The organism is Pedobacter sp. ok626, from assembly GCF_900100435.1.
Taxonomy (GTDB): Bacteria; Bacteroidota; Bacteroidia; order Sphingobacteriales; family Sphingobacteriaceae; genus Pedobacter.
The window spans coordinates 59,531-77,355 of record NZ_FNEX01000015.1 but is presented as its reverse complement, the minus strand read 5'-3'; the positions used below and the strand labels follow the sequence as shown (position 1 = coordinate 77,355).

Here is a 17,825-nt window from a genome sequence, read left to right as displayed (position 1 = left end):
CCCGCTCTTTTTTGTACGTGTTTTAGCTTGTCTATTTCTTACCTTAACCTGGTTAAGTAAGCCCTTACGGGCGTATCATAAACCGTCATTACCAGATAAGCAAAACCAAATAATAAGATCATCCCGGTCAATATAATCATCGTTAGTTGTGATGTTCATGGCTTATGATTGGTATAGTAGTTTAAGAACGTCCAGATCACTGCATAATGTGTCAGGTACAATGGGATAAGATCCGATTTTTTCGATCCGATCATCGTAAGCATAGGCAATCACAAATCCCGAGAGGCAGAAAAAGAAATCTACCGCTAAAAAAACATGTGCAATGAAGTTTTTGCTGGGCATATATACCATTTCCATACAATGAAAAAGCACTATAGCTGGTGCTGCTATTCCTCTTAATCCGTCAAGAACTTCAAAATGTTGTTTAGTTTTTAAGATCTCTGGGCTTAGTTGATTCGCGTTCATTTACAATAATACTTATTCTATTAAATATCCCTTCTCTTGTTTCCTATTTAATGAAAGAAAAGCGGGGTAGCTACCGTGTTGGTCGAATTTTTGTAAGTTTACAGCCTGGACTGAAGAATTTAACTGTATGCCTATGAAGCCAATTTCCATCCTGTTATTGATTATGATTGTTTTTTTGCAAAGCTGTGGATTAAATGATCGTGAAAAAAAACTAAAGCAGCAACAAGAAGAAATTGTTAAGAAAGAACAACAATTAATGCTCTGGGAGCAGCAGTTAAAGACAAAGGAACAGAAATTGGAGACTGAAAAAGTATCGTTAGACAGTGTAAAGAAACAAATAGATACTACGAGTGTATATAATCCGGCAATTACTGGTAAATGGAGTGTGAAAATGAGCTGTACCGAAACAAGCTGTGACGGATCTGCAATAGGAGATACAAAAACTGAGCAGTGGTATATCAGTTATAATCAAAATACGGTGATGGTGCGGGCTTATTCAGGAGCCGTATTGCTTAGAGTGTACGTGGGGACCTATATGAACAATACACTGAAAATAATTGATGAAAAACCAAATCCAGATGCTTTAATTGGTGCAACGCTTAATTTTATCGTTGATGGCAGAATGGATGGAACACGGGAAATCCGACAGAAAGAATGCAAAATTGTTTATGTGTTAAGTGCCAAGAAGTTAAAATAACATTCAATTGTAGCTTATGACTTTATTGTCTTCATTAGATTTTTCTTTACCATTGCAAAATCCGGTTATCATTTTTTCGCTGGTTTTGTTTATCATTTTATTTGCCCCTATAATTTTCAACAAGATAAAAGTCCCTCATATTATTGGATTAATTGTAGCGGGGGTAATTGTAGGACCTTACGGTTTAAATCTGCTCAAAAGGGACAGTAGCATCGTTTTGTTTGGTACCGTAGGACTGCTGTATATCATGTTTCTTGCTGGTTTGGAAATCGATCTGGCCGAGTTTAAAAAGAACAGGAAACGGATTTTAGTATTTGGCTTACTCACATTTATATTCCCATTGGTATTTGGCTCTCTGGCCAGTTATTATATATTGGGTTACGGCTTTTTGTCGTCATTATTACTGGCTAGTATGTTTTCTACCCATACGCTGGTTTCCTATCCCATTGCCAGTAAATATGGCGTTATCAGAAACAGAGCTGTAAGTATGACCGTTGGTGGGACGATGATTACGGATATCCTGGCCTTACTTATTCTCGCAGGGATTGCAGGTATGACAAAAGAAGATGTTTCTTCGGCTTTCTGGGTTCAACTTGGTGTGTCGACCCTCATTTTTGTAGCTATAGTTTTTGCTGTATTCCCCATTGTAATCAGGTGGTTTTTTAAGCGTTTTGATGACAGTATCTCCCAATATATCTTTGTGCTGGCAATGGTTTTCCTCGCTTCATTTTTGGCTGAAGCTGCGGGGATTGAAGCGATTATTGGTGCGTTTTTCTCGGGACTTGTACTCAATAAATTTGTGCCACATAGCTCTCCTTTAATGAATAGGATAGACTTTGTTGGTAACGCCTTGTTTATCCCATTTTTCCTAATCAGTGTAGGGATGCTGGTTGATGTTACGGTACTGGTTAAAGGTTGGGGGGCTTTGAAGGTGGCCGGGGTTATCCTGGTTGTTGCGCTTGCAACCAAATACCTGGCAGCCTGGTTAACACAAAGAATATTTAAGCTAACTAAGACTGAGGGCACCATGATCTTCGGATTGAGCTCTTCTCATGCCGCTGCAACTTTAGCCATTATCTTGGTCGGCTATAACATTATAACAGGGGAGACGGCTTCCGGTGAGCCTATCAGGCTTTTGAATGAAGACGTGCTGAATGGTACCATCTTGTTGATCCTGGTAAGCTGCGGGGTGAGTTCTTTTGTAGTTGAAGGAGCATCGAAGAAACTGGCCCTTGATCAGGATCAGGAAGAAACAAATACCGCAAATGAACAGGTAAATGAGAAAATACTGGTGTCCCTAGCTTACCCTGATATGGTTACGCAATTGGTGGATTTTGGAATTATGCTGAAGTCTAAAAAGAACGATACTTCTATATATGGATTAAATGTAATAGACGATGAAATTGCTGCCAGTCAGCATACAGGAACTTCAAAGAAAATCATTGCCAAGGCTATTGCGCATGCAGCAGCTTCTGAAAATAGTATTATCCCAATAACCAGGTATGATTCGAGTATCAGTAACGGAATTGTGTATACCATCAAGGAACATAGCATTGGTGATATTGTAATCGGAATGCATAAAAAAGCAGATCAACATACTTTTTTGGGTACCAAGGCCGAAAACATCATTAAAAAGATTTACGAAACGATCTACATTTATAAGCCGACCCAACCGCTAAACACTTTTAAGAGGATTGTGGTGGCTATGCCGCCTAATGCGGAGACTGAACCCGGGTTTTTGCACTGGCTGAAAAAACTGATGATGATTGCGAAAGAAGCTGGCATACCTGTTAATTTCTATGGTACGTTGGCTACCAATGATGCGGTATTAAAAGTTATAGAAAGAAGCATTGGTGTGATTAAAGTGAAATTTACTGAATTCAGCAATTGGGACGACTTTCTGATTTTCAGCAGGGAATTAAAGCTGAATGACCTGTTTATCATTGTGTCATCGCGTAAAGGTCATGATTCCTATGTTTCCCAAATGAACAAGCTTCCTTATTATTTATCTAACTATTTTGTTGAACAAAGTTTGATCGTATTGTATCCTAAACAGCTGGAAGCTGGTATTAATATGGGCAATATCGAACAGGCTGATAGCCATTTGATCGAAACGATTACCGAACAGTTTGGTGTAATTGGAAAAGCCGGACGCTTTGTGAGAGGGCTTTTCAAAAGTAAATAGATTGGATTGTAATTGTGTAGATTATTTAGGTTTTGTTAGCTTTGGCATTCAAAACAAAAAATATACAGATGAATCATTGGTTGGTCAAAAGTGAGCCTTTTAAATACAGTTGGACTAAATTTAACGAAGACAAACGTACCTTTTGGGATGGTGTTCGTAATTATCAGGCACGTAACAATCTGAAAGCCATGAAGGAAGGTGATCTGGTTTTGTTTTACCACAGCAATGAAGGCAAAAATGTAGTAGGTATTGCTAAAGTTGTAAAAGAGTTTTATCAGGATCCGACTACTGACGATGCGAACTGGGTAGTGGTAGATTTGGCCCCTGTCGAAGCCCTTAAAAATCCGGTAAGCCTAGAGCAGATTAAAGCTGAGGAAAGCTTAAAAGATATTTCTTTAGTTCGCCAGGGACGTCTTTCTGTTATGCCATTGAAAGCTGAAGAATTTGATAAAATCCTTGAAATGGGAAGCTAATTTTTTTTAGCTTATTCTGGGAAAAATAGGGCTTTTAGCTCTACAGCATCATTAGGCTTCATTTTTCCACCTAATATTAAGCGCAATTGTCTTCTTCTTAAAGCTCCGGCAAACAGTTCTTTTTCTTCATCAGTTTCCGGTATCAATTCCGGAACTGGGATAGTTCTTCCACTCTGGTCTACCGCCACAAATGTATAATAAGCTTCGTTAGATTTAGCTCTGGAACCTGATGGGATATTCTCAGCCCACACATCTAGTCTCACTTCAACAGAGGTATTAAATGCACGAGTTACTTTAGCTTCAATTGTGATTACATCACCTAATTTAATTGGCTGCTTAAACGAAACGTTATCAACCGATGCAGTAACTACAATGCGATTACAATGTTTCTGAGCAGAAATGGCCGCGGCAATATCCATCCAGTGGAGCAATCTTCCTCCCATTAAGTTGTTAAGGGTATTCGTATCATTCGGCAATACCAACTCATTCATAATGGTGAAAGAGTCTTTTGGGCTTTTTAATTTTGTACTCATAATTTCTGCAAAAGTAATTAAAATTGAATAGACATCCGTAGGAAGGATGAATAGAAACTATTTTCTTAAAGTGTTTACATTGCTGTAACCAATCAGTTCTTCCCATCTTGCACCCGGTTTTCTGTAGTAAGCAAACACCTGGTAAGTATTGGCTGTTTCAAAATAGGAGCCTTCAAAAATGGCAGGATCAATTTTTCCTGTCGCCTTGTCAAGCCAAATGTATTTGTAATCGTACAAGCCCTGTTTTAATAAGTTTTTCCCAAAAAATCTTCTTTTAGCAGGTTCAAAAGTCATTTTACTGCTTTCATCCAATACATAATTATTAAAGCGACCTACCACATAAGCATCGCCATTGGCATTGGGTGGAGTTGCATTTAGCGTAAAGTAAACATTGGCATAATCAGCGTCGGTATTGTTATCCCTGCCTTCTGTATTGCGAATAAAGAAATTACCATTCTCGTCAACAAGATTGGTGTATTTAGGTTTGTTCGTATTCACATCCTGAAACAATACCACATCAATTACTGTGTCTCTGATGATGTTTTGTACGTTCTCTGCCTTAAAACGTAAGCTACGGATGTCGAACTTTCTAAACTGATTGCCTGCGGGAAAATCATTCGATAAAAGGTCATTGTAGACCAATGAGCCCGGTTTTATAAAAGTTGGCTTAGTATTTAAAATGGCCGTTTGAGGAATGCCGTTTTGCATCACTATGGCCTTCAGGTCATTGTATGGGTTTTGGATCGGTGTTTTATGGAAAATAGTAAAATTAACCTTCTGGTTGCTAAAACGTAGCGGAACCTGTGAGCTTGCGACAACTTCTACACCTACATCAACCAGATTCTCTACCACGTAAAAACGCTGAGAGATTACAGGTTTCTGTTGGTTACCATCCTCATATACCTTTAGCAGGTAATTGCCCGAAATTTTAGGCTTAATCTGGTAATTAGGTAGGAGAATTTGGTAATGAGTATATTTTTGAAGCGTATTGAAAGAATACTTGTAATCGTTTATCCGGTCTTCAGATATGCCATCCAGGTAATCGATAGGAGAGAGACGCGAAGATTTCCAATCCGATGTACAATGCTCTACTGTGTACCAGTAAATCTTACTACTTCCATTCAGATCATCAAAGGAGAAGATGAGCTGCTCATTTGATTTTAAGGTAATGATTGGGATGGATTGTTCTTTTTTAGCATTGTAACACTGCACAGTTTTGATTTGTGGCAGGTACACTTTATTGTCGTAAACAAACTGCTGGTTTTGTGCCTTTGCAATTTGAATGCTGCATACAAGCAAAAAGAACAATCCTATCCGTTTTATCATTGACTTAGTTCTAATTCCATGATTTTCGAAGCGAGCTCTTCCCAATTTTTGTGTGCATTATCCAGCAACAATTTGGCTGCAGCATATTCTTTATTGGCTTCAGCTAGTTTCGCAGAATTTGAATAAACATCCTCATCAGCAATTTTTGCTTCAATGGTTTCTACGCTCTGCTCAAAAGCAGTAATTTCCTGCTCAATTTTTTGCAATTGATCATTTAACTTTTTAAGCTGTTGCTGAGCATTTGGAGCTGCTTTTTCCTCAACCTTAGGCTTTACCTCTTTCTCCTGTTTTACCGGGATACTCGTGGCAACTGGTTGTACCCTCTTGGCATTCCATTCTTCATACTCCGCGTAAGTACCAGGATATTCTTTTATGTCTTTATCTTCGATAAACCAGATTTTATTGGCTACGTTATCTAAGAAATACCTATCGTGAGATACCGCTATAAAAGTACCTTCATATTGTGTTAAGGCCTGAATCAGGATATTTACAGATTGTATGTCCAAGTGGTTGGTAGGCTCATCCAGAATTAGGAAGTTAGAATCTGTCGTTAAAGACTTAGCCAGGGCCACCCTTGATTTTTCACCTCCCGAAAGCACTTTGATCTTTTTGAAAACGTCATCACCTGTAAAAAGGAAACAACCTAAAATACCACGAAGCTCTGTGTCAGTATGCTTAGGCGCAAAAGCCTGTAGTTCTTCTAAAATAGTGTTTTCAAGGTGAAGTGACTCCAATTGATGTTGTGCAAAGAAGGTAGTCGTTACATTGTGACCTGTTTCACATTTTCCATCAAATCCTTCAGCACCGGCAATAATCCTTAGTAAAGTAGATTTACCTTTACCGTTGGCACCAATTAAAGCAATTTTATCGCCTTTTTCGATCAAACCATCAGCATTTCTCAGAATTTCAATGTTAGGATAACTTTTGTTCGCTTCATCGATGCGGATCACATGACGACCTGATGGTTTAGAGAATTTAAACTGGAAGTTAACCGTTGGGTTATCGTCATCCACATCCTCTACGCGCTCTAGTTTATCCAAGGCTTTTATCCTTGATTGTGCCATTTTAGCTTTTGATGCCTTGGCTCTGAAACGCTCAATTAATTTTTCTTCCTGCTTAATCTTGGCCTGTTGGTTTTTAAACTCTCCTTTTTGGATTTCGCCTCGTAAAGCTTTTTCCTCTAAATAGAAGGTGTAGTTACCTGCATATGGCGTTAATTTTCCTTTGCGGGATTCTACAATTTTATTGACCACTTTATCTAAGAAGTACCTATCGTGAGAAACGATTACGATAGCGCCTTCAAAACTAAGCAGGTAAGTCTCTAACCATTTAATGGAAGGTAAATCCATGTGGTTGGTTGGCTCATCCAGCAATAGGATATCAGGAGTTTGTAAAAGGATCTTTGCAAGCATTACGCGCATCCGCCAACCTCCAGAAAAGGTGTTTAGCGGCCTATGCTGGTCCTGGGTGCTAAAACCCAAACCTGCCAAAATCTCATTTGCTCTATATTCGATACTATATCCATCTAAAGCCTCAAACTCCTGTTGCTTATCGCTCAGTTTATTTAAAACTTCTTCAGAATAATCTGTTTCAATTTTTTTTAATAGTTCTTCAATCTCATCATGTAATTGGTTTTGGCGTTCAAAAGCCTCCATTGCTACATGCAAAATACTATGGTGTGAATCGTAAGAAAGTAAATCCTGATTTAGGTAACCGATTTTCAAGTCTTTCGACATAGAGATCGAACCCGAAGAAGGTGCGTATTCGCCAACAATTATTTTTAGTAAGGTAGATTTTCCCGTTCCATTGGCACCAATAAGTCCAATTCTCTCTCCTGGTTTAATATGCCAGTCTGCTTCATCGTATAATGCCCTAGAGCCCAGCAGGAATGTTAAGTCGTTTATAGAAATCATTTGGCTGCAAAAGTACAACTTTACGACCAAATTTGTGGGTGTTTAGCAAGGGCAATAGCAGAATTGTATTGTTTTTTTGCCATAGTTGTGAAATATTATACAAAAACATGGAAGCTGTACTTTTGTGATACATCAAAACGTTGCTTATCTTCGCGCCATGTATCAGTTAATTAAGCCTATATTTTTCCAGTTCGACCCCGAAAAAGTCCACTATTTTGTTGTAAAAAGGTTGAAATGGTTTCACGATCATTTTCCACTAGGAAAAACCATTTTGCGCAGCAGTTTTGATGTCAACATTAAAGGATTAGAACGTGAGGTTTTTGGAATTAAATTTAAGAACCCGGTAGGACTAGCAGCTGGCTTTGATAAAAATGGTGAATACATAGAGGCATTAAGCAATCTGGGTTTTGGTTTTATAGAAGTGGGTACCGTAACTCCTTTGCCACAGCCTGGTAATGATAAGCCTAGGATGTTCCGTTTGGAAGAAGATAGTGCCCTGATCAATAGGATGGGTTTCAACAATAAGGGTGTGGATACACTTGCGGAAAGGTTAAGACTTTTGAGAAGCAAGGATAGCGATATTGTAGTAGGTGGCAACATCGGTAAAAATAAAAATACACCGAATGAGGATGCTGTGAGTGATTACATTAAATGTTTCGACCGCCTGTTTGATGTGGTTGATTATTTTGTAGTCAATGTGAGTTCTCCAAATACACCAGGGTTAAGAGAGTTGCAGGAAAAGGGGCCGTTAATGAATCTTTTAAACACTTTGCAGCAACGAAATAAGAAGAACGACATTTCAAGACCTATACTGTTAAAGATTGCACCTGATCTAACCAATGAGCAATTGGATGATATTGTGGAGATTGTAATGCAGACTGGAATTGCCGGAGTTATTGCTACCAATACTACGATTGATAAGAGTGGCTTAAAATCGCCTGAGAAGATCAGTACTGAAGCCGGTGGTTTAAGTGGTAAGCCTTTAACTGTGCGTTCTACCGAGGTGATTAAGTATTTATCAGATAAATCGAATAAAGCATTTCCTATTATAGGAGTAGGGGGGATTCATTCTCCAAAAGATGCGCAGGATAAACTAGATGCAGGTGCGTCTTTAGTTCAATTGTATACAGGCTTCATTTATGAAGGTCCTGGTATCGTTAAAAGGATTTGTAAGGAGTTGGTGAAGAAGTAACCAACTCAAAAAATAGAGTCAATAAAAAAAGCTCATCTGTTTTGCAGATGAGCTTTTTTTATTCGTTTTCTAAAAGAAAATTATGCTTTTGCTAATTGAGCTAATACAGCGTTGTTTTTAGCCAATTGATCTTTAGTAGATTGTCTTGATCTGCTACCCAACTCAATGTTAGTCGCTAATTTTAAGAATTTTACATCTAATTTTGCGAAAGTTTTATTTCTTCTGTCTTTTCTTTTTAATCTGGTAACTGCCATGTCAATCTTTTTTATTTATTTATTAATAAAACTTGGAGGTCGAGAGCGGATTCGAACCGCTGTAGGAGGTTTTGCAGACCTCTGCCTAGCCACTCGGCCACTCGACCTTATTAAATTTCAGGTTGCAAAAATAGTAATTATATATTAGGATGCAATTTATTTCTGAAAATTTCTGCTAATATCTGCACACAATATTGCAGCGGATATCGCAACGTTCAAAGACTCAGCGCCTCCAGTGCGTGGAATGGTTACCGGATTTGTAATTAATTTTATCACCTCAGGGCTGATTCCCTGCCCTTCATTACCCAAAATCACTAATCCTTCATTGCCCCAGTCAGTTTTATACATGCTTTTTCCGTCTAAAACAGCCCCAAATATTGGCATTTTTATGTTTTTTAGGACTAAAGGGAGCTCTTCATAATAAATATTTACCCTGCTCAGGGAACCCATCGTAGCTTGTACCGTTTTAGGATTGTAGACTTCTACGCAATTATTTGAGCAGACGATATGTTTAAAACCAAACCAATCCGCAGTACGGATAATGGTTCCCATATTACCAGGATCCTGAACACCATCCAATACCAATGTAAAGGAGTTTTTTAAGTCGACCAGGTTTAATACAGGCGGCTTTGGAATGTTTACTAATGCTAATATCCCCTGTGGAGTTTGTAAAGTACTAATCTTATCCAGTTCGGCGTTGTTTACTTCAAATAACTTTATATTTGCTGGTAAAGTAGGTAGTAAAGAATGGTATTGTGCCAGGTAATAAATACTGTGTATTTGGTAGTTGGATTGGATAAATTCTTCAATAGATTTTATACCTTCAATAATGAATATTCCGTTTTCTTTGCGGTACTTTTTTTGATGTAACGATTTTATAAAACTTATCTGAGATTTTGAAAGCATACCACGATTATAAAAAAAATGTTCTGTTTCGTGCAATATTACTATTTATTATTGTTTTTGTTACAGCATGTTCATCAACAAAGTATATCGAAGACTACCAATCTATCGTAAAAAAGGTAGAGATAGATAGTATTCCGAAGGCATTGCAAGAAGAAGCACTCAATTATATACAAAAGGACATCAGACCGACATCTAAGCTTGGTGTCAATGTTTTGATTTATAATGTTTTTAATACTAAAGATGGGCGCTATAAGAAAAATAATGTTAAACCTTTGGGTACACCACCCCCAATTTTAGACAGCACATTGGTTGAAATTTCGCGTAACCAGATCGAAAAATTTCTAATGAGCAAAGGGTATTTTAATGCAAAAGTTAAATCTGATATAAAGGTTAAAAATAAACGCGCCGAAGTTTTTTTTGAAGCTGATACCGGGACGGCATTTTCTGTGAATAAGATTAATTATGAAATTCCGGATGAGAAAATTAAGGAATTGTATTTATCGCATAAGGCCGAATATAGCCATTTAAAAGAAGGGAAGCGTTACGATGATGACTCTTTAGCTTATGAGCGGGATCAGGTGTATCTGATGATGAAACAAAATGGGTATTTTGATTTTTCACGTCCGTATGTCAAATTCTCTGTGGATTCAAACTTAAATGCCAGTAAAGCGAATGTCACCATGATTATAGATAATCCTGTAGATAAGCCAAGACATTTACAGTACAAATTGGGCGAGATGAATATTATTATCGCACCAAATTCTGATGGTTTTCCGTCGGATTCCATAAAAATGAACCCTAGAATTTATAAGGGCGTAAGGTATACCGACCTCTCTGGGAAATTTCGAAGAAACCCCATCAGCAGGTATAATTTTTTGCACCCAGGGCAACAATACGACATTGGGAACGAAAATTTAACATACGATCGTATGTATGAGTTGAATGTTTTTAAGAACGTTAAAATTGACTATAAAAAGCCTAATGATAGCGCAGGCACAGTAGATCCTGTAATTCATCTGATTCCGCAAAAGGTGATGAGCAATAGGATTGAAGGGGAAGTCCCTTTTAATGGAGGGACGATTGGTTTTACTTTGAGTAATACCTATACCAATAATAATCTTTTTAGAGGAGCAGAGAAATTCGAGTTTCAGATAAAGGGTGGTTTACAAGCCTGGTTGGGGCAAGGGCCTATCTTTAGCGAGATTTATCAGCGCGACTTTTCGGTGAGTACAAATTTAACTGTTCCTCGTTTGATGATTCCTTTTATGCGGTCCAAACCAAATAGGGGTGGGATGCCGCATACCATTTTCTCTGCCAGTTATGTCTACGCCTTACAGAAGGACTTTTTTCAACGTAAAGTGATCCTGACTTCAGTTGCTTATGAGTTTCGTGAAACGAAGTCTAAATTCCATACGGTAACCCCATTAAACTTTGAGTACCGTTTTGGGGGCTTACTCTTTAATCAGTTTGATACCTCGAATGTGAACTTCCCAATAATCAAGGATAATTTAGTAAACCTAATATTGTTGGAAAGGAAGAACGTAACATTGGGTATCAAATATGCATACACTTTGAATGCCGAAAAACTATTGACTAATGGAAACTTTATTTACTTCAGGGGAGACATGGATTTGGCTGGTAACATGTTGCAAGGGGTATCAAAACTGTTCCATACAAAGGTAGATTCGCTAGGTTCTTCAACTATATTTGGGGTTCCATTTAATCAGTATGTGCGTCCTGAGATTGATGTTCGCTGGTACAAAGGGCTTGGTGGGGATAAACAATTTGTAGCCAGGATAAATGCAGGTATGGCTTATGCTTATGGTAATTCCTCTGTAACAGGCATTCCGTTCGAGAAATTGTTTTACGCAGGTGGATCGAGTGGGGTAAGAGCGTGGCAAGCCAGGACTTTGGGCCCTGGAAATTACAACAGAGCGATCGCCCTTCCAGATGAAAACCAACGTAAAATACTTTATGGCTTTGACCAGACTGGAGAAATGCATATTGAAGCAAATCTTGAGTATAGGTATAAACTGCTGAATAAATTTTTTGGTGCCAAACTTAAAGGAGCTGTTTTTTTAGATGCAGGAAATGTTTGGAATGTCGCAAGCGGGTCATCAGCATCACGATTTGATCTTAAATCATTTGGCAAACAGATTGCCTTGGGTACAGGTACAGGTTTTAGGTATGATGTGCAATATTTTGTATTTAGGTTTGACGTGGGATTGAAGCTTAAAGACCCACAATTTACAGGTGCTGATCAATGGGTGATCAGCAAGTTTCTGACGGGCGGAAAAGCCTTTAGAGATGCTTATAATATAGCCAACTCTCCAGATACTTATCGCTTTATACAATACAATTTTGGTATTGGAATGCCTTTTTAAAACATGCTTTTTAATCCATCAAATATAGTTTCAAAAAAGGTGGATAGGTTTAATCCATTGCTATGATTGAAATAAATATAGATCACTAAAAGGATCACTGCTATTGTGATAAATTTTCTAAAGGCAAAGGCGAAAAATACAATTAGCGCAGGGATAATGACCAACCACATGCTATTAATGGCATAAGGATTTAGATCCCCATCTTTTTTATAAACGTAAAGCAGTTTACTATGTGTGCCTGAATCATTTTGGTGTTTGATGTATACAAATGCGGAGCGTTCCAGCTGTAAAGGTAGGATGGCTACACCATCATGAAAGTTTACAGGTTGGCTAAATCCACTTACGGTAAAAGTATAAGTGCCATTTATTTTTTCGAGCGGATTGTCTAAAGAATCAGCAGCTATAATGGCAAGTTTGCTGTTTTTGAGCAAGCTCTCTTTAACTACGAAATTATTAATGTCTGCTTTTTGGGCAAAGGCCGTACCACTGAATACCACAAGCAGGAGCAATAAATAAATTTGTCTCATTCTAAAGATCGTTTATTGTAAATTAAGTACCCCAAATGTAATAAAACGCCGTTTCTTTTTATTGGGTCATCGTATAAATTATAGCTAAGGCTTATTGGGCCCAATGGAGTATGATAAACGAAGCCCGCAGTGCCTGCATAATGCCAATTGCTAAATGCATTTTTATGGGCTACGCCTTGGAAGCCAACTTTTTCAAACTCCCGGTAGGGTAGAAAGATGTAGCCCTCCACACGGAGGTCCAAACTTTTTTTGAGGCTATATACGTTTTTAAGCCCTCCGGCAAGGTAACTTGTCGCCCTAAAGTTCTCTAAAAATATCGATCGACTGTCTTGCAGTGGGTAAAATGCAGGTGCTGCTAATAAAGTCGAATAGTAATTAGAGAAGAGGGGTTGATTAGAATACACCGCTTCAGCCTGATAACCCAATGTGTATTTTCCAAACTTTAAAAAGTAGTTCTCTTCAGTCATTTTTAGATTTATCCACTGCCTGAATAGCTTGTTTACACCAACTTTTAGCGGTTCCAGCAAAGCTGGAGTCTCATTGATATTGCCTGGGGTATAACTTTCCCGACCAAAGAAATAATTGAAGCTAAATAAAAAATTACGGCCTTTATTGGCATACTGCTTTCTGTTAAGGGTATTTTGTTCGAATGATAAACTAGATCTCGAACCATTTAAGATTGTTTTTTCAAGTACATTCCCAACAGAAAAAGTATTGTTTGGACTATAGTTATCATTATTGTTGATAAAAGCTGTGCTCAATGTAATCCGGGCATTTCTATTCAATGGTATACCCATTTTAAGGTCAATTTTTCTGTCCGACTGCTCTATATAAGTCGGGTGTGGGTTTTCGATAAATATGGAGCTCGTCTCGTAATAATTAAAGTGGTTATAGGTTATATCGGCACCAAGAAACAAAGGTAAACGTGAAGGGAAATCTACACGACTTGTGAGTTGAACAGATTCGTAAAAACGCCCTGAATAGAGATTCACACCGAAGGCGTATGCTTTCCTATCCAGGAAGTTGTATTGTATGCCTAAAAAAACATTGCTAATTGGTCTGCTGGAGATGTTCCCTCCGAAATCTATTTTTACACTCTTTTTTGGATGAGCAAGTATTTCAAAATTAAAATTGTCTAATACCGGGTCATAAGATATTTTAGGGTAAATTGTTTCAAAGGTTTCATCAGCAACCAGTTTGTAATAGCCTTGTTTAATGTCACTCAGATTAAAAGTAGCTTGATCACGTTTAAAAAGTCGTTCTATATATTTTTTTTGCTGTGTATTTACGCCATTTACCGTTACGCTGTTGAAAATCAGATCAGGCTTTTTACTGTTAAACTGATTTCTTCTAGCCATAAGGTCATTAATACTCACCCGTCTTTTTATTTTCTTTTTAATCTGTGCCATATTGGCCATTGTGGCATCATATCCCTGCTTTATTAGCGCTTGTACTGGGGTAAAATTACTTGGGGTATAATCCTTAACCTCTGGCTGGATATAAACACCATTTTCGCCAATAAGTGTGGAGTCTGATTTGGCCAGGAACATGAATCTCATCAACCTATTCATTAACCGATCATCACCATTCTTTGGATATTCACTGTGATTTTTAGCTGAAACATTGGCACCGATCATGACGTCAGGATTGAATTCCTTTTTCATAACATCAGCCGGGAAATTATTGTACAGTCCGCCGTCAACAACATATTTGTCCTCGAGTTTTATAGGGCGATATATCAATGGTACTGCCATTGTTCCTCTTACCGCTTCGGCTAAACTGCCTTTTTTAACCGTAATGCTGGTTTGAGATAAAATATCAGAAACCATACAGCGGTAGGGGATAAATAGGTTGTCGAAATTGTCTTTAGAGATGGCCGATGCTTGAGAAAAGAGTTCCAGCAACGCGAAATTTAATGGGATGTCATTGATCAGATTGGATCTAAAACTTAGGCGTAGCCCTGTATCCACTAATAGTTTTGCCGTTACAACAGATGGGTTTAAAGGTTTTTTCTGGAAAAAGAAGCTGTAGTCACTACTAAATCTACCGCTTACCCAATCCTGAAATTCGGGGCTTAAGGCCACCTGCTCTATTTGGCTGGGAGAGTAGCCGGCTGCATACATGGCACCTACTATTCCGCCCATAGAAGTGCCGGTAATGTAATCGATTGGAATATTGTTTTCTTCTAGCGCTTTTAGGGTTCCAATATGGGCAATCCCCTTGGCGCCACCACCACTCAATACCAATCCCACCTTTTGAGCATGACTATGAAATGTCAAAAAGGCCAGGGTAATGGTTAGGAGTGTTTTTAATATGGTCACATCCTAAAAATAGGGAAATTAGTTCAGAATGAATATATTATAAGTTAATACAGTGGCAAAACTTATCCATAAAATATAGGGGATAAAGAGTAAGCCTGCTATTTTATCGATTTTATAAAAGATGATGGCATTTACGATGGCGATAAATAACAAAAATACAATTTCGAATAGGGCCACCCCAATTTGATGTGAGTAAAAGAAGATAAAAGACCACATCAGGTTCAAGATTAATTGAATGAAATAGATGGCGATGGTCCGAGGAAAACGTTTAATGGTATGCCTTTTTTGCCAAACCAGATAGGCCGATATGCCCATTAGGATATAAAGGGCAGTCCATACCGGAGCAAAGATCTGGTTAGGTGGATTAAATGAGGGCTTAGCCAAAGTTACATACCAGGTTGAGACAGAACTAGCGGTGAAAAAGGCGCCAGCAGCTCCAATAGCAAGCGGAATGGCAATGTTGATGATTAACGCAAGGGGATTTAATCTCATTTACTTTTGGTGTCAGGAGTAATCAATAAGCTAAAATTGTAATATAAGACATCTCCTTTTTTTAAGTGATGCTCAGCACTGTAGTTATCAGCCAATATCGCTTTTCCTTTTTGTTCGATATGAATACCTCCATGCCCATCATTAGCCCATGATGTAGGGATTTTCTTACGCTGGTTGTCTGTCAATTCAAATTGCAGACCGCCAGTAATATCTCCAACCCAAACCTTGGCTTCTGCAGCTTTGTCCGTACTCCATTTCCAGTCTATTGCCTCAGGTCTTAATTCTTCTTTCTGACCAAGGCCCTTAACAAACTTTGCAGCCTCTTTTGTAAAAGGAATATGCATACGGATGTTATCCAGGTTGATGTCATTTAAGGCTGTGATTTTAACGGTATAATCCAATTTTCCATCAGCTTTAATCATTCCGTCCACATCCATACTTAAGCTGTCGGAAGTATTTTTAACTGACCAACTTACTATTTCTGGTTTTTGCGAAGTATAATTGAATGCTCCATTTTTCCATTTGATATCTTTATGGTTCATTGCATTAATCACATGAAAATGGATAGGTTCTGTAACCAGATTAAATGAGGTTTGGATCATTGCTGGGAATCCATCAGTATTTATATCCAGCTGTTTTCCCGGTAGGGTAATACTTTTTTCTTTCACAACAAGGGGGGCGTATGCTGTTTTATTTTTTTGTGCAGTTGCATTTTTAACCAGTAGCAGGACTACAAAAAGGGCAATAGTATGTTTCATCAGAAAAGGTTGAATGATAATTTTTTAAAAGTAGAACTTTTTAGGCATAATTACATGTTTTCAGATTCAAGTTTACGTGTGAGGTAAACAATGTCCTTAATCGACTCGTCCATTTGGATAGCCGTATGTCTTACTCTTGCCAGCAGTTCAAGATTATCAGGATCGCTAGGTTGCTTGATGTTGAAAAGATCGACAAGTCCTAATAAATTAGATACCGGTCCACGAATTTGGTGCGCTTGTACCCAGGCAATTTCTTTAAACTGTTTATTCTGTCTTTCTATTTTTTGTTGATAATTCTTTTGGTCGGTAATGTCAACAAAGTAAATGGCCAATCCGCTCTCTGTTGGATAAGCATTTACGGCTAGCCAACGAGAAATGGTGTGGTCAAATTCTTCAAAATGGACAGATACGTGTTCGTCCATAGCTTTATGGTATTGAGCAAAAAAATCCAATTTTAAAGATTCAGTAAAGATCTCCCATATATTTTTTCCAAGTAGATCTTCTCTGTTTCTGCTTAATATTCGTTCAAATTCTTTGTTGATATACGTAAATTCCCAACTCTTGTTTAAAGTGAAAAAGCCGTCTGTAATGCTCTCCAATATGTTTTCTGTTTCTCTTGCTTTTTCTTTAAGAACCTTTTCAGCTTTTACACTGCCATCTATATTAACAGCAGTTACCAGTTTGCATCTTTTGCCACCAAATAGTATTTGATGAGTATAAATATGTACATAAAATGTCTCACCGTCTTTACGTGTATGATGCCAGATTCCTGCATTTGAATAAGAAGCGGGTAATTCATCATTTATCTTGTAAAAAGCTTCTAATTCTTCTATCGGACGAATATCTCTTGCAGTCAGTTGTAGAAACTCTTTTCTATCATATCCATATTGCTTCAATGCAGAAGTATTGACCTCCAAAAATTGAAAAGTTTCTTTGTCATAAATGTACATAGGGCTCGGGTTCTCCCTAAAAATTCGTGAGTAATTGCAAGAATTCTTCTTTCTTTCTATAGTCTGGTTTATGGTTTTTTTTAACAATAGCGGTTCTAGCCATGCTTTAAGCAACCAGTCATCTGCTCCCGGTGGGGGTATACTATCGGTTAAAGCTGTGTCGGTAATGATAATCAATGGATGATCCGGAAGGGTGGTACTTAAATTTAGGATAAAAGGATGAGCTTGTCCCATATCTTCGGTAACAAACAAGATTATTTCATAGTTAATGGGATCTTCCTGCAGATAAGCAGATGCTACCACTGTTACAAGCTGTGATGGATGGTAACCAATGTTTACAAGTTGTTTGTGGAGGGAATCATCATTAGCATTCTGATCATTCTCCCTAATAATGAGTGCATTTTGATAGAACATGATAAGTTATATTAACTCCCCGTTTATGATTAGGA

General features: G+C 37.9%; 15 protein-coding genes, 1 tRNA gene and 1 pseudogene. 5 read left to right on the top strand and 12 right to left on the bottom strand.

Annotated elements, in window-relative coordinates:
- Positions 1 to 231 precede the first annotated feature (231 nt).
- A pseudogene (locus BLS35_RS28210) lies at positions 232 to 465 on the bottom strand (acyltransferase family protein); the annotation flags it as partial.
- A 133-nt stretch (positions 466 to 598) separates the two neighbouring features.
- Between BLS35_RS28210 and BLS35_RS19665 the strand changes: the two are divergent.
- From BLS35_RS19665 to BLS35_RS19655, 3 genes are all read left to right on the top strand, one after another.
- Positions 599 to 1,162: a hypothetical protein gene (locus tag BLS35_RS19665; protein ID WP_132226030.1), complete on the top strand. Its 564-nt coding sequence runs from the start codon at positions 599 to 601 to the stop codon at positions 1,160 to 1,162.
- A gap of 16 nt (positions 1,163 to 1,178) precedes the next feature.
- A complete protein-coding gene (locus BLS35_RS19660; protein ID WP_090784508.1) occupies positions 1,179 to 3,347 on the top strand; it encodes a cation:proton antiporter in 2,169 nt (722 codons plus the stop codon).
- A gap of 68 nt (positions 3,348 to 3,415) precedes the next feature.
- Positions 3,416 to 3,820 carry an EVE domain-containing protein gene (locus BLS35_RS19655; RefSeq protein WP_090784505.1) on the top strand — a complete coding sequence of 135 codons (405 nt, stop codon included), beginning with the start codon at positions 3,416 to 3,418 and terminating at the stop codon, positions 3,818 to 3,820.
- An 11-nt stretch (positions 3,821 to 3,831) separates the two neighbouring features.
- On the opposite strand, the gene BLS35_RS19650 is transcribed toward BLS35_RS19655, so the two are convergent.
- Genes BLS35_RS19650 through BLS35_RS19640 form a run of 3 tightly spaced genes read right to left on the bottom strand, consistent with a single transcriptional unit; the run spans position 3,832 to position 7,592 of the window.
- Entirely contained in the window at positions 3,832 to 4,353 is a 522-nt protein-coding gene (locus tag BLS35_RS19650) for an acyl-CoA thioesterase (RefSeq protein ID WP_090784503.1), read from the bottom strand.
- A 57-nt stretch (positions 4,354 to 4,410) separates the two neighbouring features.
- Positions 4,411 to 5,679, bottom strand: a complete 1,269-nt coding sequence (locus tag BLS35_RS19645; RefSeq protein WP_090784499.1) for a type IX secretion system plug protein — start codon at positions 5,677 to 5,679, stop codon at positions 4,411 to 4,413.
- The gene (locus BLS35_RS19640) at positions 5,676 to 7,592 is read right to left on the bottom strand and encodes an ABC-F family ATP-binding cassette domain-containing protein (protein WP_090784497.1); all 1,917 of its coding nucleotides are present in this window, start codon (positions 7,590 to 7,592) and stop codon (positions 5,676 to 5,678) included. Before BLS35_RS19640 ends, BLS35_RS19645 begins: the two co-directional genes overlap by 4 nt.
- Before the next feature lie 157 nt (positions 7,593 to 7,749).
- Here BLS35_RS19640 and BLS35_RS19635 point away from each other — a divergent pair, with 157 nt between their 5' ends.
- A complete protein-coding gene (locus BLS35_RS19635; protein WP_090784495.1) occupies positions 7,750 to 8,784 on the top strand; it encodes a quinone-dependent dihydroorotate dehydrogenase in 1,035 nt (344 codons plus the stop codon).
- Between the two features lie 80 nt (positions 8,785 to 8,864).
- Here BLS35_RS19635 and BLS35_RS19630 read toward each other — a convergent pair whose 3' ends face one another.
- From BLS35_RS19630 to BLS35_RS19620, 3 genes are all read right to left on the bottom strand, one after another.
- Positions 8,865 to 9,038: a spore protein gene (locus BLS35_RS19630; RefSeq protein ID WP_090784493.1), complete on the bottom strand. Its 174-nt coding sequence runs from the start codon at positions 9,036 to 9,038 to the stop codon at positions 8,865 to 8,867.
- Between the two features lie 33 nt (positions 9,039 to 9,071).
- Positions 9,072 to 9,145, bottom strand: a tRNA-Cys gene (locus tag BLS35_RS19625).
- A 49-nt stretch (positions 9,146 to 9,194) separates the two neighbouring features.
- Positions 9,195 to 9,944 carry a TrmH family RNA methyltransferase gene (locus tag BLS35_RS19620; RefSeq protein WP_090784492.1) on the bottom strand — a complete coding sequence of 250 codons (750 nt, stop codon included), beginning with the start codon at positions 9,942 to 9,944 and terminating at the stop codon, positions 9,195 to 9,197.
- Between BLS35_RS19620 and BLS35_RS19615 the strand changes: the two genes are divergently transcribed.
- Entirely contained in the window at positions 9,935 to 12,328 is a 2,394-nt protein-coding gene (locus tag BLS35_RS19615; protein WP_090784490.1) for a translocation and assembly module lipoprotein TamL, read from the top strand. The genes BLS35_RS19620 and BLS35_RS19615 overlap by 10 nt on opposite strands.
- Here the strand turns inward: BLS35_RS19615 and BLS35_RS19610 are convergent.
- From BLS35_RS19610 to BLS35_RS19590, 5 genes are read right to left on the bottom strand one after another with little or no spacing between them, the layout of a single operon-like run.
- Positions 12,325 to 12,855, bottom strand: a complete 531-nt coding sequence (locus tag BLS35_RS19610) for a hypothetical protein (RefSeq protein WP_090784488.1) — start codon at positions 12,853 to 12,855, stop codon at positions 12,325 to 12,327. The two genes, BLS35_RS19615 and BLS35_RS19610, sit on opposite strands and share 4 nt — an antisense overlap.
- On the bottom strand, positions 12,852 to 15,176 hold the full coding sequence (locus tag BLS35_RS19605; protein WP_254778976.1) for a patatin-like phospholipase family protein: 2,325 nt from the start codon (positions 15,174 to 15,176) through the stop codon (positions 12,852 to 12,854). Before BLS35_RS19605 ends, BLS35_RS19610 begins: the two co-directional genes overlap by 4 nt.
- 18 nt (positions 15,177 to 15,194) lie before the next feature.
- Complete coding sequence (locus BLS35_RS19600; RefSeq protein WP_090784484.1) at positions 15,195 to 15,668, bottom strand: TspO/MBR family protein; 474 nt, start codon at positions 15,666 to 15,668, stop codon at positions 15,195 to 15,197.
- Positions 15,665 to 16,426, bottom strand: coding sequence for a glycoside hydrolase domain-containing protein (locus BLS35_RS19595; RefSeq protein ID WP_090784481.1), 762 nt, complete (start codon positions 16,424 to 16,426; stop codon positions 15,665 to 15,667). The genes BLS35_RS19600 and BLS35_RS19595 overlap by 4 nt, the downstream gene beginning before the upstream one ends.
- Before the next feature lie 50 nt (positions 16,427 to 16,476).
- Complete coding sequence (locus BLS35_RS19590; RefSeq protein ID WP_090784479.1) at positions 16,477 to 17,790, bottom strand: PAS domain-containing protein; 1,314 nt, start codon at positions 17,788 to 17,790, stop codon at positions 16,477 to 16,479.
- Between the last annotated feature and the right edge of the window lie 35 nt (positions 17,791 to 17,825).

What these genes read in the sequence shown, in the direction of transcription:
- BLS35_RS19665 (WP_132226030.1), top strand. Translation starts at nt 599, where the DNA reads ATGAAGCCAATTTCCATCCTGTTATTGATTATGATTGTTTTTTTGCAA.
- BLS35_RS19660 (WP_090784508.1), top strand. Translation starts at nt 1,179, where the DNA reads ATGACTTTATTGTCTTCATTAGATTTTTCTTTACCATTGCAAAATCCG.
- BLS35_RS19655 (WP_090784505.1), top strand. Translation starts at nt 3,416, where the DNA reads ATGAATCATTGGTTGGTCAAAAGTGAGCCTTTTAAATACAGTTGGACT.
- BLS35_RS19650 (WP_090784503.1), bottom strand. Translation starts at nt 4,353, where the DNA reads ATGAGTACAAAATTAAAAAGCCCAAAAGACTCTTTCACCATTATGAAT.
- BLS35_RS19645 (WP_090784499.1), bottom strand. Translation starts at nt 5,679, where the DNA reads ATGATAAAACGGATAGGATTGTTCTTTTTGCTTGTATGCAGCATTCAA.
- BLS35_RS19640 (WP_090784497.1), bottom strand. Translation starts at nt 7,592, where the DNA reads ATGATTTCTATAAACGACTTAACATTCCTGCTGGGCTCTAGGGCATTA.
- BLS35_RS19635 (WP_090784495.1), top strand. Translation starts at nt 7,750, where the DNA reads ATGTATCAGTTAATTAAGCCTATATTTTTCCAGTTCGACCCCGAAAAA.
- BLS35_RS19630 (WP_090784493.1), bottom strand. Translation starts at nt 9,038, where the DNA reads ATGGCAGTTACCAGATTAAAAAGAAAAGACAGAAGAAATAAAACTTTC.
- BLS35_RS19620 (WP_090784492.1), bottom strand. Translation starts at nt 9,944, where the DNA reads ATGCTTTCAAAATCTCAGATAAGTTTTATAAAATCGTTACATCAAAAA.
- BLS35_RS19610 (WP_090784488.1), bottom strand. Translation starts at nt 12,855, where the DNA reads ATGAGACAAATTTATTTATTGCTCCTGCTTGTGGTATTCAGTGGTACG.
- BLS35_RS19600 (WP_090784484.1), bottom strand. Translation starts at nt 15,668, where the DNA reads ATGAGATTAAATCCCCTTGCGTTAATCATCAACATTGCCATTCCGCTT.
- BLS35_RS19595 (WP_090784481.1), bottom strand. Translation starts at nt 16,426, where the DNA reads ATGAAACATACTATTGCCCTTTTTGTAGTCCTGCTACTGGTTAAAAAT.
- BLS35_RS19590 (WP_090784479.1), bottom strand. Translation starts at nt 17,790, where the DNA reads ATGTTCTATCAAAATGCACTCATTATTAGGGAGAATGATCAGAATGCT.